The 21,916-nt window shown below is 65.3% G+C and carries 32 protein-coding genes and 1 tRNA gene; 7 read left to right on the top strand and 26 right to left on the bottom strand.

What is annotated here, in order from left to right:
• From rpsM to rplC, 22 genes are all read right to left on the bottom strand, one after another.
• Positions 1-180 (bottom strand): 30S ribosomal protein S13 (gene rpsM, locus KBZ15_RS01360; protein WP_255012803.1); only part of this gene is annotated, 180 nt, incomplete at its 3' end.
• Positions 181-277: 97 nt separating this feature from the next.
• Positions 278-391, bottom strand: coding sequence for a 50S ribosomal protein L36 (gene rpmJ, locus KBZ15_RS01365; protein ID WP_006173336.1), 114 nt, complete (start codon positions 389-391; stop codon positions 278-280).
• Between the two features lie 65 nt (positions 392-456).
• Positions 457-1,017 (bottom strand): adenylate kinase, encoded by a 561-nt coding sequence (locus tag KBZ15_RS01370; RefSeq protein WP_255012804.1) that lies wholly within the window; start codon positions 1,015-1,017, stop codon positions 457-459.
• Between the two features lie 88 nt (positions 1,018-1,105).
• Positions 1,106-2,425 carry a preprotein translocase subunit SecY gene (secY, locus tag KBZ15_RS01375; protein WP_197147994.1) on the bottom strand — a complete coding sequence of 440 codons (1,320 nt, stop codon included), beginning with the start codon at positions 2,423-2,425 and terminating at the stop codon, positions 1,106-1,108.
• A 102-nt stretch (positions 2,426-2,527) separates the two neighbouring features.
• On the bottom strand, positions 2,528-2,977 hold the full coding sequence (gene rplO / locus KBZ15_RS01380; RefSeq protein WP_255012808.1) for a 50S ribosomal protein L15: 450 nt from the start codon (positions 2,975-2,977) through the stop codon (positions 2,528-2,530).
• An 8-nt stretch (positions 2,978-2,985) separates the two neighbouring features.
• The gene (rpsE, locus tag KBZ15_RS01385; protein ID WP_255012810.1) at positions 2,986-3,642 is read right to left on the bottom strand and encodes a 30S ribosomal protein S5; all 657 of its coding nucleotides are present in this window, start codon (positions 3,640-3,642) and stop codon (positions 2,986-2,988) included.
• 14 nt (positions 3,643-3,656) lie between these two features.
• Positions 3,657-4,022, bottom strand: coding sequence for a 50S ribosomal protein L18 (gene rplR, locus KBZ15_RS01390; protein WP_197147997.1), 366 nt, complete (start codon positions 4,020-4,022; stop codon positions 3,657-3,659).
• 32 nt (positions 4,023-4,054) lie between these two features.
• Entirely contained in the window at positions 4,055-4,594 is a 540-nt protein-coding gene (gene rplF, locus KBZ15_RS01395) for a 50S ribosomal protein L6 (RefSeq protein ID WP_255012812.1), read from the bottom strand.
• Positions 4,595-4,611: 17 nt separating this feature from the next.
• A complete protein-coding gene (gene rpsH, locus KBZ15_RS01400) occupies positions 4,612-5,013 on the bottom strand; it encodes a 30S ribosomal protein S8 (RefSeq protein ID WP_197147999.1) in 402 nt (133 codons plus the stop codon).
• Positions 5,014-5,032: 19 nt separating this feature from the next.
• Positions 5,033-5,572 (bottom strand): 50S ribosomal protein L5, encoded by a 540-nt coding sequence (gene rplE / locus KBZ15_RS01405; RefSeq protein ID WP_197148000.1) that lies wholly within the window; start codon positions 5,570-5,572, stop codon positions 5,033-5,035.
• Between the two features lie 100 nt (positions 5,573-5,672).
• Entirely contained in the window at positions 5,673-6,029 is a 357-nt protein-coding gene (gene rplX / locus KBZ15_RS01410; RefSeq protein ID WP_254929746.1) for a 50S ribosomal protein L24, read from the bottom strand.
• A gap of 1 nt (position 6,030) precedes the next feature.
• Positions 6,031-6,396 carry a 50S ribosomal protein L14 gene (gene rplN, locus KBZ15_RS01415; protein WP_197148002.1) on the bottom strand — a complete coding sequence of 122 codons (366 nt, stop codon included), beginning with the start codon at positions 6,394-6,396 and terminating at the stop codon, positions 6,031-6,033.
• 13 nt (positions 6,397-6,409) lie between these two features.
• Positions 6,410-6,661, bottom strand: a complete 252-nt coding sequence (gene rpsQ, locus KBZ15_RS01420; protein WP_254929748.1) for a 30S ribosomal protein S17 — start codon at positions 6,659-6,661, stop codon at positions 6,410-6,412.
• A gap of 15 nt (positions 6,662-6,676) precedes the next feature.
• Entirely contained in the window at positions 6,677-6,901 is a 225-nt protein-coding gene (rpmC, locus tag KBZ15_RS01425; RefSeq protein ID WP_197148004.1) for a 50S ribosomal protein L29, read from the bottom strand.
• Positions 6,902-6,904: 3 nt separating this feature from the next.
• Complete coding sequence (rplP, locus tag KBZ15_RS01430; RefSeq protein ID WP_255012815.1) at positions 6,905-7,348, bottom strand: 50S ribosomal protein L16; 444 nt, start codon at positions 7,346-7,348, stop codon at positions 6,905-6,907.
• A gap of 16 nt (positions 7,349-7,364) precedes the next feature.
• Positions 7,365-8,093, bottom strand: a complete 729-nt coding sequence (gene rpsC / locus KBZ15_RS01435) for a 30S ribosomal protein S3 (protein WP_255012817.1) — start codon at positions 8,091-8,093, stop codon at positions 7,365-7,367.
• A gap of 19 nt (positions 8,094-8,112) precedes the next feature.
• Positions 8,113-8,466: a 50S ribosomal protein L22 gene (rplV, locus tag KBZ15_RS01440; RefSeq protein WP_197148007.1), complete on the bottom strand. Its 354-nt coding sequence runs from the start codon at positions 8,464-8,466 to the stop codon at positions 8,113-8,115.
• A gap of 4 nt (positions 8,467-8,470) precedes the next feature.
• Positions 8,471-8,746, bottom strand: coding sequence for a 30S ribosomal protein S19 (gene rpsS / locus KBZ15_RS01445; RefSeq protein WP_197148008.1), 276 nt, complete (start codon positions 8,744-8,746; stop codon positions 8,471-8,473).
• Between the two features lie 35 nt (positions 8,747-8,781).
• Positions 8,782-9,645 carry a 50S ribosomal protein L2 gene (gene rplB, locus KBZ15_RS01450; protein ID WP_255012819.1) on the bottom strand — a complete coding sequence of 288 codons (864 nt, stop codon included), beginning with the start codon at positions 9,643-9,645 and terminating at the stop codon, positions 8,782-8,784.
• 15 nt (positions 9,646-9,660) lie between these two features.
• Entirely contained in the window at positions 9,661-9,963 is a 303-nt protein-coding gene (locus KBZ15_RS01455) for a 50S ribosomal protein L23 (protein WP_197148010.1), read from the bottom strand.
• A complete protein-coding gene (gene rplD, locus KBZ15_RS01460; protein WP_255012821.1) occupies positions 9,956-10,591 on the bottom strand; it encodes a 50S ribosomal protein L4 in 636 nt (211 codons plus the stop codon). The genes KBZ15_RS01455 and rplD overlap by 8 nt, the downstream gene beginning before the upstream one ends.
• A gap of 11 nt (positions 10,592-10,602) precedes the next feature.
• Positions 10,603-11,250, bottom strand: coding sequence for a 50S ribosomal protein L3 (rplC, locus tag KBZ15_RS01465; protein ID WP_255012823.1), 648 nt, complete (start codon positions 11,248-11,250; stop codon positions 10,603-10,605).
• Between the two features lie 454 nt (positions 11,251-11,704).
• Between rplC and KBZ15_RS01470 the strand changes: the two genes are divergently transcribed.
• The 6 genes from KBZ15_RS01470 (at position 11,705) to recA (ending at position 17,184) form a co-directional block, all read left to right on the top strand.
• Positions 11,705-12,166 carry an NAD(P)H-quinone oxidoreductase subunit N gene (locus KBZ15_RS01470; protein ID WP_197148013.1) on the top strand — a complete coding sequence of 154 codons (462 nt, stop codon included), beginning with the start codon at positions 11,705-11,707 and terminating at the stop codon, positions 12,164-12,166.
• A complete protein-coding gene (locus tag KBZ15_RS01475; RefSeq protein ID WP_255012825.1) occupies positions 12,159-13,196 on the top strand; it encodes an LdpA C-terminal domain-containing domain in 1,038 nt (345 codons plus the stop codon). Before KBZ15_RS01470 ends, KBZ15_RS01475 begins: the two co-directional genes overlap by 8 nt.
• Positions 13,193-14,890 carry an AAA family ATPase gene (locus KBZ15_RS01480; protein WP_255012827.1) on the top strand — a complete coding sequence of 566 codons (1,698 nt, stop codon included), beginning with the start codon at positions 13,193-13,195 and terminating at the stop codon, positions 14,888-14,890. The genes KBZ15_RS01475 and KBZ15_RS01480 overlap by 4 nt, the downstream gene beginning before the upstream one ends.
• A gap of 82 nt (positions 14,891-14,972) precedes the next feature.
• A tRNA-Gln gene (locus tag KBZ15_RS01485) sits at positions 14,973-15,044 on the top strand.
• Between the two features lie 12 nt (positions 15,045-15,056).
• Complete coding sequence (locus KBZ15_RS01490; protein ID WP_255012829.1) at positions 15,057-15,821, top strand: HAD family hydrolase; 765 nt, start codon at positions 15,057-15,059, stop codon at positions 15,819-15,821.
• A 166-nt stretch (positions 15,822-15,987) separates the two neighbouring features.
• Positions 15,988-17,184 carry a recombinase RecA gene (gene recA, locus KBZ15_RS01495; RefSeq protein ID WP_255012831.1) on the top strand — a complete coding sequence of 399 codons (1,197 nt, stop codon included), beginning with the start codon at positions 15,988-15,990 and terminating at the stop codon, positions 17,182-17,184.
• Positions 17,185-17,217: 33 nt separating this feature from the next.
• Here the strand turns inward: recA and KBZ15_RS01500 are convergent, their stop codons facing one another.
• From KBZ15_RS01500 to KBZ15_RS01510, 3 genes are read right to left on the bottom strand one after another with little or no spacing between them, the layout of a single operon-like run.
• Positions 17,218-17,595 carry a DUF1815 family protein gene (locus KBZ15_RS01500; RefSeq protein ID WP_255012832.1) on the bottom strand — a complete coding sequence of 126 codons (378 nt, stop codon included), beginning with the start codon at positions 17,593-17,595 and terminating at the stop codon, positions 17,218-17,220.
• Between the two features lie 53 nt (positions 17,596-17,648).
• Positions 17,649-17,897, bottom strand: a complete 249-nt coding sequence (locus KBZ15_RS01505) for a DUF2839 domain-containing protein (RefSeq protein ID WP_254929759.1) — start codon at positions 17,895-17,897, stop codon at positions 17,649-17,651.
• 38 nt (positions 17,898-17,935) lie between these two features.
• Positions 17,936-19,375 (bottom strand): helicase, encoded by a 1,440-nt coding sequence (locus KBZ15_RS01510; RefSeq protein WP_255012833.1) that lies wholly within the window; start codon positions 19,373-19,375, stop codon positions 17,936-17,938.
• A gap of 66 nt (positions 19,376-19,441) precedes the next feature.
• Here KBZ15_RS01510 and KBZ15_RS01515 point away from each other — a divergent pair, with 66 nt between their 5' ends.
• Positions 19,442-20,365 (top strand): prephenate/arogenate dehydrogenase, encoded by a 924-nt coding sequence (locus KBZ15_RS01515; protein ID WP_255012836.1) that lies wholly within the window; start codon positions 19,442-19,444, stop codon positions 20,363-20,365.
• A 2-nt stretch (positions 20,366-20,367) separates the two neighbouring features.
• Here KBZ15_RS01515 and crtD read toward each other — a convergent pair whose 3' ends face one another.
• Positions 20,368-21,882, bottom strand: a complete 1,515-nt coding sequence (gene crtD, locus KBZ15_RS01520; protein WP_255012838.1) for a C-3',4' desaturase CrtD — start codon at positions 21,880-21,882, stop codon at positions 20,368-20,370.
• Positions 21,883-21,916: the final 34 nt, after the last annotated feature.

The raw sequence follows: 21,916 nt of genomic DNA on the forward strand, positions 1-21,916 counted from the left end.
GGCGGCACCCCGCAGTTTCTGAACGTCGGCGTCGCTGAGGTCCTTGACCCTGGTGTCCGGGTTGACCCCGGTTTTGCTCAGGATCTTCTGGGCACGGGTAAGACCGATGCCATACACATAGGTGAGGGAAATCTCAACGCGCTTTTCGCGAGGGATATCTACGCCGGCAATCCGAGCCACGGGGGAAATCAATGAGGGGGCAAGATCCGCTGCCGCCGAAGCAGAGCGGGAATGAATCGAAAACAGCTGGCCCCCAGGCGGGGCTGGCCAGGGCTGGTCAGCCTTGGCGCTGCTTGTGCTTGGGGTTGGTGCAAATCACCATTACCCTGCCGTGGCGACGAATCACCCGGCACTTGTCGCACATTTTCTTGACTGAGGCACGCACCTTCATGGGCGTTGTGCTCTCCGAATTTGCAAACCGACAACCTACCACAGAGGTCAACCTCCTTCGGCTGCTCAGGCCAATAGGTTTGTGATGCGTGCCGCAATGGTGTCCACCGTGCCGTGGGCCTCTACCGACTGGAGCAGGGCCGCTTCCCGGTAGTAGCGAATTAGGGGTGCGGTTTGCTCCCGATACACCTCGAGCCGGTGGCGGATCACGCTTTCGTTGTCATCGGCCCGGCCCCGACCCAGCAGCCGCTGGAGCAGCACGGCATCGTCGAGCTCCAGCAGCACCACCAGCTCGATCGGCTGGTGGAGTTCCTCCAGCAGCTGGCCCAGGGCCTCTGCCTGGGCCAGGTTGCGGGGGAAGCCATCCAGTAGCCAGCCGTCCCCATCGCTGGCCGCCTGGGTCTCCAGGCGGCTGCGCACGATCGCCAGCACCAGCTCGTCGCTTACTAGGGCCCCGCTGGCCATCACCGCCTCAGCTTCCATGCCAAGACTGGTGCCGGCGGCCACCTCGGCCCTCAGCAGGTCGCCCGTGGAGAGGTGCAGCAGATTGTGGGCTGCGGCCAGGAGCTCCGCCTGGGTGCCCTTACCCGCGCCGGGGGGCCCGAGGAACAGGAGACGTTTTTTCATGTCATTAATGCAAACGGAACTGCAAAGCGCACTGCAAGGGGACACCGCAAACGGCTGGCACCGGGCGGCTTATTGAGTGGGCTTGTGCTCACTGCCGCACCATCCCCTCATAGCGTTGGGAGATCACGTAAGTCTGCACCTGCTTGGCCGTGTCGATAGCCACGCCCACCAGGATTAGGAGGGAGGTGGCCCCCAGGCCCTGGAAGGTGCGCACCTGGGTGGCCCCTTCCACAGCCGAAGGGATGATTGCTACGGCGCCCAGAAACAGCCCCCCCAGCAGGGTCAAACGGTTTTGGACGCCACTGAGGTAGGTGGCGGTGGCGGAGCCGGGACGTACCCCTGGGATCGCCACTCCGCTGCGTTTGAGGTTGGTGGCGATGTCCACCGGATTGACGGTGAGCGAGGCGTAGAAAAAGCCAAAGCCGCAGATCAGGGCGAAGAACACCAGGGCATATAGCCAGGGGGTGCTGCTGTTGGGGTTGAGATAGCCAGCCAGTTGGATCAGCCAAGGGCTGCCGGTGAGGTTGGCGATGGTGAGCGGTAGGAACACCACTGCCGAGGCGAAAATGATCGGCATCACCCCGCCGGCATTGAGCTTGAGGGGCAGGTAGCTCTGGCGGGCCGAGAGCACCCCGGCTCCCCCCACCTGCCGCTTGGCACTCACGATCGGGATGCGGCGGTTGCCTTCCTGCACAAAGATGATCCCCACGATTGTCAGCAGGAAGACCAGCACCAGCACCACGATGCCGCCGACGGTGCTGCGGTCGCCGCTCTGGGCCAGCTCAATGGTGGAGCCGAGGGCCTTCGGCAGGGTGGCCACGATGTTCACGAAGATCACCAGGGAGGCCCCCTGGCCGATGCCTCGCTCGGTGATCACTTCGCTGATCCACATCACCACCATCGAGCCGGTCACCAGGGCCAGGGCCGTCTGGATCACGAATACGGGTTCCGAGAGGCCCTCGGTGGCGTACTGCCGCAGGATCAGGGCGAACACCAGGCTCTGGAGGATCCCCCAGCCCAGGGCCACGTAGCGGGTGATCTGGGCGATTTTGCGGCGGCCTGCCTCGCCCTCGTTTTTCTGGAGGTCTTCGAGCTGGGGCAGGGCTGCGGTGAGCAGCTGGATGATGATCGAGGCGTTGATGAAGGGCAGGATCCCCAGGGCAAAGATGCCCAGGGTGGAGAGGCCTCCGCCGGTGAAAATGTCAAGGAAGCCGATCAGCTGGCCGCCGCGGGAGAGGAACTCCTGGAAGGCCACCCGGTCGATTCCCGGCATCGGGATGTAGATGCCCAGCCGCACGAGCAGCAACAGGCCGAGGGTGGTCAGCACCCGGTCGCGCAGGCCCTTGGATTGGATCAGTTGGCTGAGGATTTCCCCGGCACTGGGGTTGCGACCCCGGCTAACAAGCATGGCGGCGTGAGGTGGACATCAAAAAAACGCCCAGCGGATCCCGGGAAGGCCCCCCGAATCCGCTGGACGGTTCAGACCATAGGGCGGAGGCCCCCAAGGTGATCAGATGACTTGGCAACTGCCACCAGCAGCTTCGATCTTGCTGCGGGCGCTGGCGGTGAAGGCAGCTGCCTGCACGGTGAGCTTTGCCTTGAGGTCGCCGTTGCCGAGCACCTTGAGGGGGTGCTTGGGGCTGGTGACCAGGCCATCCTTCACCAGGGAGTCAAGGTTCACGGTGCTGCCGGCCTCGCACTCGGCCAGCTTGGCCACATTGATGATCGAGTACTCCTTGGTGTTCACCAGCTCAAAGTGCTTGAGCTTGGGGATGCGGCGGTAGAGGGGCATCTGGCCACCCTCGAAACCGGGTCGGGTGGGGCTACCGGAGCGTGACTTCTGGCCCCGCATGCCGAAGCCACAGCTGGCGCCCTGGCCAGCGGCGATGCCGCGGCCCTTGCGCAGTTTGCGGCGGCGGGCACCGGGATTGGCTTTCAGGGACTGGAGATTGATGCTCATGGCGAGGCTCAGGAGTAGATCTGCTCAAGGGAGATGCCCCGCTCCTTGGCGGTCTCCTTGTGGGTGCGGAGGCCAGCAAGAGCCTGCATCGCAGCCCGGGCATTGTTCAGGGGGGTCTTGGAGCCGAGGCGCTTGGCCAGCACGTTCTTGATACCGGCGAGCTCGAGCACGGTGCGGATCGAACCGCCCGCAATCACACCAGTACCCGGAGCGGCTGGACGGATCAGCACGCTGGCGGCTCCGTCACAGCCATTGCTGAGGGTGGGAATGGAGCTGTGGCGGGTGAGGGGCACCTTGACCAGGTGTTTCTTGCCATCGGCCACGCCCTTGCGGACGGCACCGATCACGTCACCGGCCTTGCCGACACCGACGCCCACCTGACCCTTCTCGTTGCCTACGACAACGATGGCCCGGAAGCTCATCTTCTTGCCGCCCTTGACGGTTTTGGAGACGCGGCGGATCTGCACCACCCGTTCCTGCCACTCGGAGTCGCGCTCTTGGCCGCGGCGGTTGTCCCGCCCCCGGCCGCCGCCACCGCGGCGGCTGTCGCCACCCCGATTTTCAGTGCGGCCACCGCGGCGCTCCTGCTGGCCTTCGGCCGCCGCAGGCACATCGGATGCGGCCGGGATGTCGTTGGACTGAACTTGATCGTTGGTTTCGGTCATGGTGAGAGCAGGGATCAGAACTGAAGGCCCGCTTCCCGGGCGGCGTCAGCCAGGGCCTTGACCCGGCCGTGGTACAGGTTGCCGCCTCGATCGAAGACCACCTGCTGGATGCCCTGGGCAAGGGCCCGCTTGGCGACCAGCTCACCCACGGCCACGGAGGCATCGCAGGTGGCGCTGGTGGTGAGGCTGGTGCGCAGGTCCTTGTCGAGGGTCGAGGCCGCGCAGAGGGTGTTCTGGGCGTCGTCGTCGATGACTTGGGCGTAGATGTGGTTGTTCGAGCGGAACACGGCCAGCCGCGGGCGGGCGGCCGTGCCACTGAGTAGGCGACGCAGGCGGCGGTGACGCTTCTGGGTCTGAAATTTGCGGGTGATGGAAGACATGGCAATACAGGGTAACGACGCTCAGGCAGGCCTCACTTCTTACCGGTCTTTCCGGCCTTGCGCAGGATGCGTTCACCCTGGTATTTGATCCCCTTGCCCTTGTAGGGCTCGGGCGGACGAATGGCGCGCACTTTGGCCGCTTCGTTGCCCACCAGCTCCTTGTTGGCGCCTGAGACCAGCACGGTGGTGTTGCCCTCGACGGAGAAGGTGATCCCATCAGGGGGCACCACCTCCACCTGGTGGCTGTAGCCAGCGGAGACCACCAGCTTGGTGCCCTGGAGGGCGGCGCGGTAGCCCACGCCGATGATTTCCAGCTTGCGGGTGTAGCCCTGGCTGACGCCTTCGACCATGTTGGCAACAAGGGTGCGGCAGAGGCCGTGGCGCTCCCGGGAGCGCCGGGTCTCACTGGTGGGTCTCACCACCAGGGTGTTGCCGTCCTGGGAGATCTGCACCCCATCGGGCAAGGTGCGGCTGAGTTCGCCCTTCGGCCCCTTCACGGTGACTGCCAGACCATGGAGGCTGACACTCACCTTGTCGGGGAGGGGAATGGGTGCTTTACCAATACGTGACATGAATCAATCTCCCGGGATCAGTAGACGTAGCAAAGCACTTCGCCACCGACGCCCTGCTTGCGGGCGTCGCGGTCGCTCATCACTCCCTTAGAGGTGGAGATGATGGCCACTCCCAGGCCGCCCAAAACTTTGGGCAGCTGGCGATTGTTCTTGTAGATGCGCAGGCCAGGCTTGCTGACCCGCTGTACGGAGCGGATGGTCGGCTGGCGATGTTTGCCGCTGTACTTGAGCTCCAGCACTAGGTGCTTCTGCACCCCCTCGCCCTCTTCGGAGATGGCGGCGATGAAGCCCTCCTGCTGCAGCACGTTGGCAATGTTGCGCACCAAGCGGGAGGCAGGGATCTTGGTGGTCTCGTGACGCTTCTCGCTCGCATTGCGAATGCGGGTGAGCATGTCTGAAATTGGGTCGTGATTGGCCATAGGTCGGGTCCGAAGAGGGCTAGTTGCTGCGGAACGGCATTCCCATCTCGCGGAGGAGGGCCCGGCCCTCTTCGTCGTTACGGGCGTTGGTCACGATCGTCACGTCCATACCTCGGATCGCATCGATTTTGTCGAATGAGATCTCGGGAAAGATGATCTGTTCGCGGATCCCCAGGGTGTAATTTCCACGGCCGTCAAAGCTCTTGGGGCTGACGCCCCGGAAGTCGCGGATACGCGGTAGAGCGAGGTTGATCAAGCGCTCCAGGAAGGCGTACATCCGCTCGCCCCGCAGGGTGACAGCCACCCCAATGGGCATGCCCTGGCGGATCTTGAAGCTGGCGATGGCCTTCTTGGCGCGGGTCACCACCACCTTCTGACCAGTGATAGTGGCCAGCTCGGTAATGGAGGCTTCAAGGGCCTTGGCGTTCTGGGCTGCTTCACCGAGGCCCCGGTTGAGGGTGACTTTCACCACCTTGGGAACTTCGTGAATGTTGGAGAGATTCAGATCCTTGAGGAGTTTGGGCTGAATCGTCTCCCGGTAGCGCTGTTTCAGGGACATGACGGGAGGGGGGATAGGCGCTTCTGGTCGGGGTCAGAAGACTGGGGAGGGGGTTGGGGCCGGAGCTGGGTCGGTCAGAACAGGTGAGCTGGGGTGGGGATCAAGCCAAGATTTCTCCCGTCTTCTTGAGACGACGCTTTTTGCTGCCGTCCTTTTCCACCACAATCTCAACTCGGCTGGCCACTTTTTGTGTGGTTGAGTAGAGCATGACGTTGGAGGCATGCAGGGAGGCTTCCTCGGTGACGATTCGGCCGCTTTCGCCCTCCTGGGTGGGTTTGACGTGACGGGTGCGGAGGTTGATGCCCTGCACCACAACCCGGTTGTCGTAGGGCAGGGTGCGGAGCACCTCACCGGTCTTGCCTTTTTCCTTGCCAGCAATCACCTGAACGGTGTCGCCTTTTTTGAGTCGCATCTTGATGCGCTCGGATGTCTTGGCCTTGGGGGTCGCGGTGGCCATTTCAGATCACCTCAGGAGCAAGGGAGACAATCTTGGTGAAATTGCGCTCGCGCAATTCGCGGGCCACGGGACCGAAAACCCGGGTGCCCTTCGGGTTGTTGTCGGTGCCCAGGATCACGGCGGCGTTGTCGTCAAACCGGATCGAGTTGCCCGTGTCGCGGCGCAGGGTGGCCCTGGTGCGCACCACCACGGCTTTCACCACATCAGACTTCTTGACGCCCATGTTGGGCATGGCGTCTTTGACGGCAGCGACAATCACATCACCCACGTGGGCGTAGCGACGGTTGGTGCCGAGCACCCGGATGCACTGGATGCGTTTGGCGCCGCTGTTATCAGCGACGTTTAGATAGGTTTCTTGTTGGATCATTGGTGGGTTCTCCTCAAGCTGACGTGCTGTTGGTAAGAACTTCGGCCACAGCCCAGCGCTTGGTGCGACTGAGCGGGCGGGTTTCGGTGATGCGAACCCGGTCGCCCACTTTGCAGCTGTTCGCTTCGTCGTGGGCTTTGTAGCGGGTGGTGCGACTGACCGTCTTTTGATAGATGGGATGGGGGAAGCGGTTTTCCACCGCCACCACCACCGTTTTGTCCATCTTGTCGCTGACGACGGTGCCGACCCTTTCCTTGAGTGCCATGGGATCGAGGGGGTATCAGGAGGCTGAATCAGCCTTGGTGGCGGAGCGTTGCTGCTCTTGCTGCACCGTGAACAGGTGGGCCAGCTTGATGCGGGCTTCCTTGAAACGATGCGTGTTTTCCAGCCGACGGGTGGCCTGCTGGAAGCGCAACTCAAACAGTTCACGCCTGGTGGCGTTCACCTGTTCGTTGATCTGGTCGCCGCTGAGCTTGCGCGTATCGGCGATGTTGGGCTTTGCCATGGGTCAGGCCTCCACAGGAGCTGCAGTTTCCTGATCCGCCAGGGTCAGGAATTTGGTCTTCAAGGGAAGCTTGTATTGCGCCAGGCGCATGGCTTCCTTGGCTATTTCGGGGGTGATTTCGTCCCCACCCATCTCGAAGAGAATCCTGCCTGGCTTGATTACAGCCACCCAGAACTCAGGGTTGCCCTTGCCGGAACCCATGCGGGTTTCGGCGGCACGCATGGTGACGGGCTTGTCTGGGAAGATTCGGATCCAAATCTTGCCCCCCCGCTTGACATGGCGGGTCATGGCCCGGCGGCTGGCCTCAATCTGGCGTGAGGTGATCCAGCCACATTCCTGGGCTTGCAGGGCAAACTCACCGAAGGCAATCGTGTTGCCCCTGGTGGCGACACCGCGCATGCGGCCTCGTTGCTGTTTGCGGAATTTGACGCGTCTTGGACTCAGCATGGTTCAGGGCTCCTGATCACTCTTTGTTGGAGCGGTCTTCAAACTGTTGCGGCTGCCGGTTGGTGCGGCGGCGGGGGGCCGCACCCACGGGTAGCTGCTCCTTCTGGCCGGGCAGAATTTCGCCTTTGAACACCCACACCTTGATGCCCAGAACCCCATAGGTGGTGCTGGCAAGTTTGGTGGCGTAGTCGATGTCGGCCCGGAGGGTGTGCAGGGGCACGCGACCTTCGCGGGTCCATTCGGTGCGGGCGATTTCGGCGCCGTTGAGGCGACCGCTCACCTGGATCTTGAGGCCGAGCACGCCAGCCCGTTGGGCCCGCTGCACCGCCATGCGGATGACCCGGCGGAAGGCAACCCGCTTCTCCAGCTGCTGGGCGATGTACTCAGCCAGCAGGAAGGCGTCGGCGTCGACCCGCTCCACTTCCACTACGTTGATGCGCACCTGGCGGTTGGCATCGCCGAGGGTTTGCTGGATGCCGGTGCGCAGTTCCTCAATGCCACTGCCCTGGCGGCCAACAAGCACGCCGGGACGAGCTGTCTTGAGTTCGACTTCCAATTGGTCGGCCTTGCGGGCAATCAGCACATCGCTGATGCCGGCAGCGCCGTACTTCTTATGGACAAATTTGCGAATCCGGTCGTCCTCTTGGAGGAGGGTTGGATAGGTTTTACTTGGTGCGTACCAACGGGAGCGGTGGTCCTGGGTGATCCCCAGGCGCAGGCCGGTTGGATGGATCTTGTGTCCCATCAGTCGGTGTCCTCGGGGGTCAGGTGGAAGGAGCCACAGCAATGCTGATGTGGCAGGTTTGTTTCTTGATCGCGTAGGCACGGCCCTGGGCGCGGGGGCGGAAGCGCTTCAGGCACGGTCCCATATCGGCGATTGCCGAGGCGATCACCAAGTTGGCAGGATCCAGGCCCATGTTGTGCTCGGCGTTGGCCACCGCAGAGCGCAGCACCTTGGTAATTGGGCCGGTGGAGCGGTAGGGCATGAACTCGAGCATGATCAGGGCCTCGCGATAGCTTCGGCCACGGATCTGGTCGAGAACCCGACGCACCTTCGACACGGAACCGCGGATGTAGCGGCCGTGGGCGAGGGCTTGGTTGGAAGTGGTGTTTGCCATAGGTTCAGCGGCCTCCTTTCTTATCCTTGATGTGGCCCCGGAAGGTGCGGGTGGGGGCGAATTCCCCGAGTTTGTGGCCCACCATCTGCTCCGTCACATAGACGGGAACATGGGATTTGCCGTTGTGAACGGCGATTGTGTGGCCAATCATCATTGGCAGGATAGTGGAAGCCCGAGACCAGGTTTTGATCACGGTCTTGTCGTCAGCCACGTTTTGCTTTTCAACCTTGCGAAGCAAGCTGTCGGCAACAAATGGCCCTTTTTTGAGTGAACGTCCCATGGCGGATTAAGCGAACAGCAAAGCGGTGTGGATCATCAGGAATCGCGTCCGCCCCGACTCCGTTTGGAGACCCGGCGACGTTTCCGAAGCACAAACCGATTGCTGGGTTTGTTCCGCTTACGGGTTTTGTAGCCCAGGGCAGGTTTGCCCCAGGGGGTGACCGGCCCAGCGCGGCCGATCGGGGCACGGCCCTCACCACCACCATGGGGGTGGTCGCAGGGGTTCATCACCGAACCGCGCACTTCCGGACGGCGGCCCAGCCAGCGCTTACGGCCGGCTTTGCCGAGACTGGTGTTACGCACCTCTGAATTGCCCACTTCGCCCACGGTGGCGTAGCACTCCCTGCGTACCAGGCGCACTTCGGTGGAGGGCAGCTTGAGGGCGACGTAGTCCCCCTCTTTGGCAACCACCTGGGCACTGGCCCCGGCGGTGCGCACCATCTGGCCACCCCGGCCGGCATAGAGCTCCACGTTGTGGACGCTCGAGCCGAGGGGGATGGCGGCCAGCGGTAAGGCATTGCCGGTTTCAATCGGCGAATCGGGGCCTGAGATCACCTGTTGGCCCAGTTCAATCCCTGCGGGGGCAAGGATGTAGCGCTTCTCGCCGTCGGCGTAGAAGAGCAGGGCCAGACGGGCGTTGCGATGGGGGTCGTAGTGGATGGCGGCCACCTTCGCAATTACGCCGTGCTTGTCGCGGCGGAAGTCGACGATGCGGTAGAGGCGCTTGTGGCCACCACCGCGGTGTCGGCAGGTGATCACGCCGCGGTTGTTGCGGCCCTTGCGGCGGTGTTTGGCGATAACCAGGCCCCGCTCGCGGCCGCGGCCAGTGATTTCGGAGAAGTCACTGGCGACGCGGGTGCGGGTGCCGGGGGTGATGGGTCGGTAGTTACGGATTGCCATGACGTTTCAGATACCTCAGGACTCCGGGAAAAGCTGGATGGCGTTGCCCTCGGCCAGGCGCACCACCGCTTTCTTCACCTGGGCACGTTTGCCGGCGAAGCGTCCCACCCGCCGGGAGCGGCGGGGCGGATTCATGGTGCTGATGCCGATGACCTTGACGTCGAACATCTGTTCAACGGCCGCCTTGATGTCGGGCTTGGCAGCCCGATGGTCCACCTCAAAGGTGTACTGGTTCTGTTCGAGGGCGCGGGTGGCCTTCTCGGTGATCAGCGGCCTGCGGATCACATCCGCAAGCCGGCTTGAAAAGCGCTCAGCCATCGCCGTAAACCTCCTGAATCTTTGCGAGTGCTTCTTCGCTCACGACCAACTTGTTGGCGTGGAGCAGGTCGAACACGTTGAGCTGATCAGCGGCGATCAGCTTCACCTTCTCGAGGTTGCGGACGGAACGTCGCACAGCCTCCGAGGCCCCATCGAGTACCACCAGCACCTTGGCGCCAAGCTCGATGCCGAGGCGGGCGAGAGCTGCGGTGATCTCTTTGGTTTTGGGGGTGTCCAGCCCCGCTCCAAAGCCCTGAACCACAATGATGTCGTCGACGCGGCTCATCAGGGCGGTGCGCAGGGCCAGGCGACGTTCCTTGCGGTTCATCGTCAGGGTGTAGCTGCGGGGCTTGGGGCCAAACACCACGCCGCCGCCGGGGCGGAGCGGGGTGCGGATCGATCCCTGGCGGGCCCGACCGGTGCCCTTTTGCTTGTAGGGCTTGCGGCCACCACCAGCCACTTCGGCCCGGGTGAGGGTACTGGCCGTGCCCTGGCGGGCATTGGCCAGTTGGCGCACAACGGCGCGGTGGATCAGATCGTTTGCAGAGGATTGCTTGGCGACTTTGAGGTCGAGGGCAGCCTTGCCGGCTTCCTTGCCTTGCCAGTCACGGATTACGCATTGAGTCATCGGTGTTCTCCTCAGTTCCCAGCTTTGGCGCCCACCCGGTTCGCCGGGCGGATGTTCAGCAGGGCGCCGGGCTTGCCGGGCACTGAACCTTTCACCACCAGCAGGTTGCGTTCGGCATCCACTTTGAGGATGACGAGGCCACGGGTGGTGATCTGTTTGCCGCCATAGCGGCCCGCCATGCGCTTGCCCGGGTAGACCCGGCCTGGCGTGGTGCCAGCGCCGATCGAGCCAGGCTCACGGTGGTTCTTTGAACCGTGGGTCATGGGGCCGCGGCTGAAGCCATGGCGCTTTTGCAGGCCGGAGAAACCCCGCCCCATGGTGTCGCCGCTCACGTCCACCTTCTGGCCGGCCTCAAAGGCCGTGACGGAGATGGAGGCACCCAGCTTGAGGCCATCGACGCTGTCAACCCGATATTCCTTCAGGTGGCGCAGAAGATCTTCTCCCGACTTGCTCAAGTGCCCCTTGGCCGGCCTGTTCACGAGCTTTTCGCGAATGTCGCCAAAACCAAGCTGCACGGCGGTGTAGCCGTCGGTGCTGGTGCTTTTAATTTGGGTGATGCGGCAAGGCCCCGCCTCGATCAAGGTGACCGGGATGGAGTTGCCCTCTTCATCGAAGAACTGGGACATGCCCAATTTCTTCCCAAGGATGCCGATAGACATAGGAGGGGAAACAACGCCAGCTGGACCACCGCTTGCCCGGAGCACGGGGCTCGAACACAACGGTGAAGCTGACTCAATCGAAGAACTGCCTGGCTCTGCCCAGGTGGGCGCTTTGCGCCTTTCGAAGTAGAACTTCGCCAGGCGCTGTTGCGATTTCCAAGGGCTAGCAAGGCTGATCTGGATCGGATCAGCGCGGCTGGGACTTTTCAGAACCGGACCGGAAATCCCGAGGGACAAATTCCAGTGCGTTTTGGCAGTTTCCCGACGGAGCCTGGGCCTAGGAGGGCCTCAGATCCGTACTGGCCGAAGCCGGCCACCACCACTGGTGACCGGGTGCCGTGAGCTGGAGGCCCGGCTAGCGGACGGGCACAGTTCAATGGCACAGCAGGCAACCCTACAACACAACCTCCCCACGAGCTGGCAGACTCCCCTAACAGCCCAGCGAACCCCTGCGATGCCTCTGCTGCTCTCCGGTCGCGGTTTTAAGCGGGATCTTGAACAGGCTGGGGCCCTGGCACTGTTTGCCCCCCTGGAGGGTGGGGCCGAGACCCGCCTGCTGCGGCGGCTGCGGGCCGCGGGCTACCGGGCCCAGCTCAGCTCAGCTCGAGGATTGGGCGATCCGGAGGCCTTCCTGTTTCAGCTCCACGGCGTACGCCCACCCCATCTGGGTCACCAGAGCGTGGGGAGGGGGGCCGCGGTGGGTGAGGTGCAGAGGGTGATGCCCCAGTTGGGGGCCCTGCTGGAGGGCAGCCAGCCGATCCTGCTTTGGCTGCTTGAGGGTCAGGTGCTTTCTCAGGCGGAGCTCGGCTCCCTGGTGGCGCTTTGCCGGCGGGAGCCGCGGCTGAAGTTGGTGGTGGAGATGGGGGGCGCTCGGGCCCTGCGCTGGCAGCCCCTTGAGCAATTGCTTGGTGCCTGAAGGCCTGGAGCCGGAAGCGGCCCTGGCCCGGGGCAACTGGGTCAAGCTGATTTGCGGCGCCAGCAACCAGGATCTTGCAGCCATAGAGGATCTCAGCGGCATCTTTGCCCTGGCCGGGGTTCATTGCATCGATGCGGCCGCCGACCCTGCCGTGGTGGCGGCCATCCGTCGCGGCTTGGCCTGGGCTGGGGGCCGGGGCCCTGGACGGCCCTGGTTGATGCTGAGCCTCAGTGATGGGGCCGATCCCCATTTCCGCAAGGCCTGGTTCGATCCCCGTCGCTGCCCGAAAACCTGTTCCCGCCCCTGCGAACGGGTCTGCCCAGCCCTTGCCATTGGGGTGGCGGCCACCGGGGAACCTGGGGTGCTGGCCGAGCGCTGCTACGGCTGCGGCAGGTGTCTACCGGCCTGTCCTTATGACCTGATCGAGGAGCGGGGGCAGGTGTTGGCTGGGGAGGGGGTGGCGCCCCTGCTGGCCCAGCTGCGGCCTGATGCGGTAGAGCTCCACACCCAGCCGGGTCGGGGGGTGGCCTTTGCTGAGCGGGTGGCCCAGTTGGTTGCCAGCGGGGTTTCCTTGCGGCGGGTGGCGGTGAGCGCTGGGCTGGAGGGCACGGCCCAGTCGTCGCGCCAGCTGGCTGCGGAGCTCTGGCAACGGTTCGGCGTGCTGCGCAGGGAGGGCATGCTCCCTCTCTGGCAGCTTGATGGCCGGCCGATGAGTGGCGATGTGGGAGCCGGCACGGCCGCTGCGGCCGTCGGCCTGGCCGCGGCCGTGCTGCCCCTGGCACCGCCTGGCCCGGTGCAGCTGGCGGGGGGAACCAATGCCCATACGCTCCTCCAATTGGCGGCCAGGGCCCCATTGCGGCGCCAGATCGCCGGGGTGGCCTTTGGGGGGGTGGCCCGTCGGCTGCTGCAACCCCTGCTGCTGGAAGCCCAGCACCGGGGCCGGTCCCTGCTGGCCGATGGGCTGCTCTGGCCCCAGGCCTTGCGGCTGGCCCAGGGCCTGGTCAATCCCTGGTTAGAACGGGTGGAGTGAACCGGCCCCAGCGCGTCACCGACGATCTCGATCGCCTGCTGGAGGTGCTGCCCCAGGTGGTGCAGACCTGCCTGGCCTCCGAGGCTGCGCGGGATCAGCTGATCGAGGTGGTGCTGGATCTGGGCCGGGTGCCAGAGGCGCGCTACCCCGCCCGGGCGGTCAGCTTGGGGGCGGAGCCCCTGGGTCGGCTCGAGTTGGCAGCAGTGGTGGAGAGGGTTGGGGCCTTCGGCGGTGACAACCGCGCCGGCATCGAGCGCACCCTGCATCGGATCAGTGCGATCCGCAACCGCAGTGGGGAGATCGTCGGCCTCACCTGCCGAGTGGGCCGCTCCGTGTTCGGCACGGTGGCGATGGTGCGCGATCTGCTCGATGGGGGCGACTCCCTGCTGTTGATGGGTCGCCCTGGTGTCGGCAAAACCACCGCCCTGCGGGAGATCGCCCGGGTGCTGGCCGACGACCTGGGCAAGCGGGTCGTGGTGATTGACACCAGCAACGAGATCGCCGGCGACGGTGACATCCCCCACCCAGCCATTGGTCGGGCCAGGCGCATGCAGGTGGCAAGGCCCGAGCTGCAGCACCAGGTGATGATCGAGGCGGTGGAAAATCACATGCCCGAAGTCATCGTGATTGATGAGATCGGCACCGAATTGGAGGCCCAGGCGGCCCGCACGATCGCCGAGCGGGGCGTGATGCTCGTGGCCACTGCCCACGGCAATGAGCTGACCAACCTGATCAAAAATCCCACCCTCTGCGACCTGGTGGGCGGCATCCAGTCGGTGACCCTGGGGGATGAGGAGGCGCGCCGGCGCCGCACCCAGAAAACAGTGCTGGAAAGGGCGGCGGATCCCACCTTCCCCTTGGCGGTGGAGATGCACAGCCGCCACCGCTGGCTCGTGCATCGCGATGTGGCTCGCACGGTCGATCTGTTGCTGCGGGGCCAGAGCGCCCGCCCCGAAATCCGAGAGCTTGGGGCGGGCGGAGAGTTGCGGCTGCAGGAGAGCCCATCGCTATCTGCGTCGCCATCCCCATCTCCATCGCCATCTTTATCGCCATTGCGATCCCCATCTAGATCCCCATCCCCATCTAGATCCCCCGGCCTGGCTCCCCGACCCCTGAGTCGGCCCGAGGCTCCCTCCAGCCCCCCGGTTGGCGTCGAGCCAGCCTGTTCCAGCCCCGCCCCTGCTGCGCCGCCCCTGCTGCGCCTATACGGGGTGGGAATCGGCCGCAGCCTGCTGGAGCAGGTCGGGCGGGCCCGCCAGTTGGCTGTGGAGGTGGTCGGCAGCGTGGAGTTGGCCGATGCGGTGCTCAGCTTGCGCCATGAGCTCGGCCGTGATCCCCATGTGCGCCGCCAGGCCCAGGAGCTTGGCCTGCCGATCCTGGTGTTGAAATCTGCGGCCCAGCCCCAGCTGCAGCGGGCCATGGAGCGGTTGCTCGAGCGGCACCGCCAGCAGCACGTCGATCCGGATTCAACCGCTGCGCCGCCCTGTCTTCAAGGTGACGATGCCCACGCTGGCCTGGAGGAATGTCGGCTGGCGGTGGAGCGGGTGGTGCTGCCCAATGGCCAGCCCGTCGAGCTGTTGCCCCGCAGCCCTCGGGTGCGCCTGCTGCAGGCCGAACTGGCCGGCCGCTATCGGCTGCGCACCGCCGAGTTTGGTCGAGGGGCGGAGCAACGGCTGCGGGTGTTTCCGGCTTGATTTCCCTGTCTGCCCGGGTCGCGGTTGACGAAGGACCGGCCGCTATGGGTAACTATCTAGGCACCGGCCCGTCCGGATGCATTGGGTCGTCGCCAAGTGGTAAGGCAGCGGGTTTTGGTCCCGCCATTCCTAGGTTCGAATCCTAGCGACCCAGTTTTGAGGCCCCATGCCGCCGGCATTCGATTCCCCTGCCCCCTTGGTCGTCTTTGACTTCGACGGCGTGTTGGTGGATGGCATGCCCGAATACTGGTGGGCCGCCAGGACTGCGGCGCTGCAGCTGGCCCCCAGGCTGCAGCTCCCAGAATCGGCGCCTGCTGCCTTTGGGCGCTTGCGGCCCCTGATCCACAAGGGCTGGGAGATGGTCCTGATGGCCGCAGAGCTGGGCCGGGACGAGCTCGACATAGAACACCTTTTGAACGATTACCCAGCTGCCCTGGCCTCTGCCCTGGCTCGCTGGAATTGGCCCGCTGGCCTGCTGCAGCAGCAGCTGGAGCAGGTGCGGGCTGGCGCCATTGGCATCGATGAAGCGGGCTGGTTGGCCCGCCACCGGTTTTACCCCGGGGTTAAACAGCGGCTGGTGCGTTTGGCCGAGGACGGGGCGGCCTGGGCCGTGCTCACCACCAAGGGTGCCCTATTCGCCGCCAGGCTCCTGGAGGCTGCGGGGCTCAGGCCTGAAGCTCTCTTTGGCCACGAGCAGGGGAGCAAGGTCGAGGTGCTGCGGCATCTCCAGACCCAAGGGCGTCCCCTCTGGTTCGTCGAGGACCGTCGCCCGACGCTGGAGGCGGTGCGGGCTGATCCGGAGCTGGCCATGGTGCGCTGTTTGCTGGTGAGTTGGGGCTACCTGGGGCCGGGGGATGGCCAGGGCCTGCCGCCCACCATTGGCTGGCTCACTCCGGAGGCCTTTTCAGCCCCCCTGGCGCAATGGCCCTAGTCGGCTAGAGTACGCCCGTACTATGAGCAATTGGTACGCCGGCCCTTTTTGGTGGCACTTGCTCTCTAGGGGGCGCAGGATTGCTTCCTGAGCCCGTCCCCCCTCTCTGCTGGTCTTTTTCTGCCCAGTTTCTGCCCAGCTTTCCGCCCCGTTTCTAATTGTCGCCATGGCTGCCGATCCCCGCTCCAATTCCCTTTCCTCCCCTTCCTCCAGTTCGTCCGTGTCTTCCTCCTCTTCCGCTTCTCGCCCGTCTGCCGGTGCCGCCGCTGAGCGTGAGAAGGCCCTGGGGCTGGTGCTCAACCAGATCGAGCGCAATTTCGGCAAGGGTTCGATCATGCGATTGGGGGATGCTTCCCGCATGAGGGTGGAAACCATCTCCACCGGGGCGCTCACCCTTGATCTGGCCCTGGGTGGCGGCTACCCCAAGGGTCGGGTGGTGGAGGTTTACGGGCCGGAGAGCTCTGGTAAAACCACCCTCACCTTGCACGCCATTGCCGAGGTGCAGAAGCGCGGCGGCGTGGCCGCTTTTGTGGACGCGGAGCATGCCCTCGACCCCGTCTATGCAGCGGCTTTAGGCGTTGACATCGAAAACCTGCTGGTCTCCCAACCGGATACCGGTGAGATGGCCCTGGAGATCGTCGACCAGCTGGTGCGCTCAGGAGCGGTTGACATCGTGGTGATCGATTCGGTGGCGGCCTTGACCCCCCGCGCTGAAATTGAAGGCGAAATGGGCGACCTGGCTGTGGGTGCCCAGGCTCGCCTGATGAGCCAGGCCATGCGCAAGATCACCGGCAACATCGGCAAGTCAGGCTGCACGGTGATCTTCCTCAACCAGTTGCGCCAGAAGATTGGCGTTACCTACGGCAATCCGGAAACCACCACCGGCGGCAACGCCCTCAAGTTTTATGCCTCTGTGCGCCTCGACATCCGCCGGATTCAGACTCTCAAGCGGGGCACCGAGGAGTACGGCATCCGCGCCAAGGTGAAGGTGGCCAAGAACAAGGTGGCGCCTCCCTTCCGCATTGCTGAGTTCGACATCCTGTTTGGCCGCGGCATCAGCACCCTGGGCTGCCTGCTGGATCTGGCCGAGGAAACCGGTGTGGTGGTTCGCAAAGGGGCCTGGTACAGCTACGAGGGCGACAACATTGGCCAGGGCCGCGACAACACGATCATCTGGCTGGAGCAGAACCCCAAGCAGGCTGAGCTGATCGAGCAGCTCACCCGCCAGAAGCTCAAGGAAGGCTCCGAGGTGACATCTAACTCGATGAAGCCCCTGGCGGCAGCGGCCAAAGCAGCCGCAGCAACTGGCTCCGTAAAGGAGGATCCGGCGACCGAGCTGGCCGATCTGCCGGTGGCGAGTTGAGCCAGTCAGCTCAGCACCCGGCCAGCCCAGGCCTCAGGGGCGGCTGAAAGCGCCCTTGGATCGGCCTGGGAGCCCCGGGGATGGAGCTGACTTGCTGGGGGCGTTGGGGCTCTGCAGCACCTGGGCCAGGCGCTGCAGCTCCTGGATGGCTTCAGCGCCCTCCAGCTTGACCAATTCGTGGCCGTCGTGGGATTCGACCCAGCTGATGCCGAAATCGGACACCAAAAAACGCACCATGTGTCTGGTGTCCAGGTTGGCCACAAAAGAGGCGCCGTGGCCGTCACGGCCATCACCGCAGATGTAGCAGGTAGCCGCGATGCCGCGTTCCTGCAGGCTTTTGGCCAGGGCCTGGAGGCTCATCACCAGGTCTTGAACCACCGACCGGTATTGCTCGGCAAGGCGTGGAAACACGGCAGCGACCCCAGTGGCCACCCATCATAATGTTTTCTTCAGAATCTGGCGAATCAGCCGTCGGCCAACGTCCACCAGCCCGCGGCGGGCCCGATGAAACGAACCGCCACCCAGAAGAGCACCAGGGCTCCGATGCCCACCCAGGCCGCCTTGGTGGTGAGTTTTACGAAGCGATCGGCCTGGTTGCGGCTGAGGGGTAGCCAGGCAACGATGCGCGGCGAAGTATCGGCTGGCCTGGCGCCTGATGACTTGATTCCCTTCGGTGGCAGGCCCTGGCTGCTGCGGCGCTTTGCTTCCCCCATTGCTTCAGCGTCTCCTTTGGTGCGGTGAGCAATTAAAGCTAGTGAGGCAGTAGGCGTCTGAGGCTCACCCAGGGTTCCAGAGCGAGTAAGACCTGGCGCCCCCAGCTCCGCCCGCGCAGGCGGCCATCCAGAATCGCGAGCCTGCCCCCTTGGCGACGCAGGCCGGCCACCCCCAGTTCCAGTCGATTGAGGCCATCGGGGAGCAGGAATTCCCGAAACCAGTCTTGCCCTGACTGACGCATGGCCAGCACCCGGGCGGCGGTGAGGGGATCTTCCAGGCTGGCGATCGGCAGTAAGGCCACCACGATCTGGCTCGGTAGCGGTAGCCGTTGCTGCTGGTTGAGCCACCAGTCCCAGCGGGCACAGATGACCCCATTGCTCTCGGGAGCGGTGTGCTCGTGAACCACCCGACTGCCGAATTCAGCAGCCAGCCCACTGGTGAGGTTGAGGCGCAGGGCTTCGTCATCGATCAGCACCACCGTTACCCCCCCCTGGCCAAGCACCAGCCTGCGAGCGTGGTCCAGAAGGTGCTGGCCGTAATGGGGGCTGTTGGGCAGGGGTTGGCGAAGGGGGGCATAGAGGGGCAGGGGGTCGGCTAGGGGCGGATCTCCCAGGTTCACGGTCACGTTGGGCTGCAGGCCCAGCTCCACAGAGGGCCCCCTGGACAATTGGCCCAGCACCACCGCACCGCGCCGGATCAGCAGGCCCTTCAGGGCCGCCAGGGGGTCCAGCGGTTGGCGATGTAATTGCCATTGCAGCAGCTGGGGATTGACCTGGGCCCAGCTGGTCCAACCGCTTCCCCTGGCGGCCAGCCAGGCCGGCCAGGGGGCGGGCAGGGGTTCGAGCAACTGCAGCAGGTGACGCAGGGGTGCTTCGTCTTCAGGCGCCAGTCCCACCAGCTGGTTGGGGTGAGCAGGATGGCTGAGGATGAGCCGGTTGAGGCGCTCGTGCAGGCTCAGCAGGCTCGCTTCTGCCGTGGGCTGGGCCCGGCGTAACTGGTCCCAGTGCTGGGGCGTCAGCACCACCTCCAGGGCCTCCCTGAGCAGGCTGTCGAGATGTTCGGCCTCAGGCAGCACCAGTTGCCTCTCCCCGAGCCAGCCCTGCTGCCAGGCCCCCACCAGCTGGCGGTGATTCAAAAGCCAGACGCGGCCATCGGCAGGTGGATGGTCCCCCTCGAAACAGGCCAGAGCCAGGCTCGGGTCGGCCCTCCCCAGCCGGGGCAGCTCTACCTGCAGCAAGCGTTGGCGGGTGCCATCGCTAACCACCAGGGCCAGGGGGCATTCACTCAGGGCCAGGGGCACCAACAGGCTGATCCACCAGCTGGGATCGCAGCCCGGGGCAAGCCGCACAAAGGTGTGGTCGCTACGGCGCAGGCTGCGGGCCACCAGGCGGCTGAGGCTCAGGTGGTGGGGCCAGGGTTCGCACCCTTCCCGTGCAAGCAGGGCCTTGAGTTGGTGGTGGGCGCGGGCTTCGAGCATTCCCAGGCGGCCAACAGGATCGGATCGTAGGAAGCTGGCTACACGATTTCTGTCTGTGGATGCTCGATGGCGTCTGTTCCCCTGCCCGATAGCAGCGATGGCCTGGCGCCGGATCCCTGGCGCCAGCAACCCGTGGGTGTGGTGGGCCTGGGGTTGATCGGCGGTTCCCTGGGATTGGATCTGCAGCGGCTTGGCATTGGGGTTCGGGGCCTGGTGCATCGCGCCACCACCGCCGAGCGCGCCCGCCAGAGGGGCCTGGCAACGGAGGTGAGCACCGATCCCGCCGTGCTGGCTCCCTGTGGCCTGGTGGTGCTGGCCCTGCCCCTTGATCAACTGTTGGACCCCGATCCCGACCTGCTGGCGGCCCTGCCGACCCAGGCGGTGATCACTGATGTGGGCTCGGTGAAGGAGCCGGTGCTGGAGCGCTGGCGGGCTCTGCATCCGCGATTTGTGGCCAGCCATCCCATGGCGGGTAACGCTGAGGCGGGAGTGGAGGCAGGGGTGGTGGGCCTGTTTCGCCAGCGCCCCTGGGTGGCCACGCCGGAGGCTGGCACCGACTTGGAAGCCCTGGGGGTGGTGCGGAATCTGGCGGAGCTCGTGGGGGCCCGCTGGCTTACCTGCCCAGCTGGGGACCATGACCAGGCGGTGGCAATGATTTCCCATCTGCCCGTGCTGTTGGGGGCGGCCCTGTTGCGGGCAGCAGATTCAGGCGTGGCCCCGCCGCACCTGGTGCGCCAGCTGGCTTCGAGTGGATTTGCCGACACCACGCGGGTGGGGGGGGGCAACCCGCAGCTGGGCTCCCTGATGGCTCGCTGCAATCGTGATGCCCTGTTGGCAGCCCTCGCCGCCTATCGCCAGCAACTTGGCGAGTTGGAGGATTTGCTGCAGCGGGGTGATTGGGCTGCGCTGCAGCGGCAACTGGAGGGCTGCCACCAGTTGCGGCCCCAGTTTGTGGGCCCGAGCGCCCCTGCAGAAACAGGTAGCTCCTGAACTCAGCGCCCGAACTCAGCAGCGGTGCCCAGGGTCAGTACCTGGCCCCGCCGCGCCAGCAACTGGCGGCAGGCCATCAGGGCTGAGAGCGCCACGCCGGCGGTGCCTTCGCCGGGGTGAATCGAGTCGCCGCACAGCCACAGGCCTGGCAGGGGGGTGCGGCTGGCCAGGCCGAAGGGCCCAAAGCGACTGGGATGCTGGCCGAGGCCCCCCACAAAGCCGAAGGGGCGGCCCGTCCAGCGGGCGAAACCTCGCGGGGTGGCCAGCTCGCCGTGGCGCCATTGGTTGGGGGCAATTCCCAGCTGCCTTTGCAGCCCCCGTTGGATGCCTGCCAGGGCTTCGGCTTTGGCCTGGCCATAGGCCTGGCGGCTGAGGCCAAACCAGGGGCGCGCCGGGGTGAACACGCTGGCGATCACGGTGGCCTGGCCGGCCGGGGCCCGGCCATCGCCCTCGCGACTCACCGATACAAACAGGGAGCCCGGCTCGGCCCAGTCGAGCTGCAGGTGGGCGGGACAGTCGCTCTGCAGCAGGCTCCGGTCCACGGCCCCGTAGAACACCACTGCTCCGGAGGGATCGGGGAGGCTCGCCAGCCGGCGCCGATAGCCCCCAGGTAGCTGGCCTGGGAGCAGGTCGGACAAGCTCTGCACCGGCAGGGCCAGCACCACATCGGTAGCTGCCAGCGCAAAGGGCTGCGGCTGCTCGCCATGGACAACCCAGCCCGCGCCTGTGCGCTCGAGCTGCGTCACCCGGTGCCCCAGCCGCAGCTGGCCGCCGGCGGCCGCCAGGGCCTGCTCCAACTGCTGGCTGAGTACCTGCATTGAGCTCTCCAGATGCCATAGGCCCAGGGGTTCCTGACCCATGGCCAGCACGGTGGCGCCATAGAGGGCGGCGGTGCGATCGGCTGGCTCCTGGGAGTAGAGCCGCAGTTGCAGATCGAGAAAGCGGCGCAGACGCGGATCGCCGCCGCAGCCCGTGAGCATCAGCAGATCGGCCACTGTGGCGGTGATCAGCAGGCCACTGGCCAGGTTGGCGGGACGCAGGGTCGGCAGAAGTTGGGCCAGATCCCAGGGGCTGCGGGGGGGCAGCACGGGATCCCGGCTGGCGAAGGCCCAGTTGGCCTGGTGCAGGGCGGCGCAGAGTTGCCAGAAGCGGCCGCTGCCTGGAAATTGCTGCTCCCGCTCTGTGGCCCAGCGGGCTGGATTGCGCCAGATCCGCACCGGTGGTCGGCCATCGCCCAGGTCCACCACGCAGGCCGGATCCAGGGGGGTTGCGGCCGGCAGTGGCAGCTGGAAGTGCTCGAGCAGGCGCCGATGGCTGCCGCCGGGTTCCAGGCCCGCCACCTGGGTCGCGCCCACGTCGAAGGTGTAGGGCCCGCGGCGGAAGGTGCCGGCGCAGCCGCCGCTCTGGTGGTGGGCTTCAAGCAGATGAACCCCCAGACCGGCCTTGGCCAGCAGGGCCGCCGCGCTGAGACCGGCGATGCCGGCTCCCACTACCACCACATCAGGGTGCGTCTGCATGGGGGCATGCTGGCAGCTGCCTCCCCGCCACGGC

Source organism: Cyanobium sp. BA20m-p-22, assembly GCF_024346275.1.
GTDB lineage: Bacteria > Cyanobacteriota > Cyanobacteriia > PCC-6307 > Cyanobiaceae > Cyanobium_A.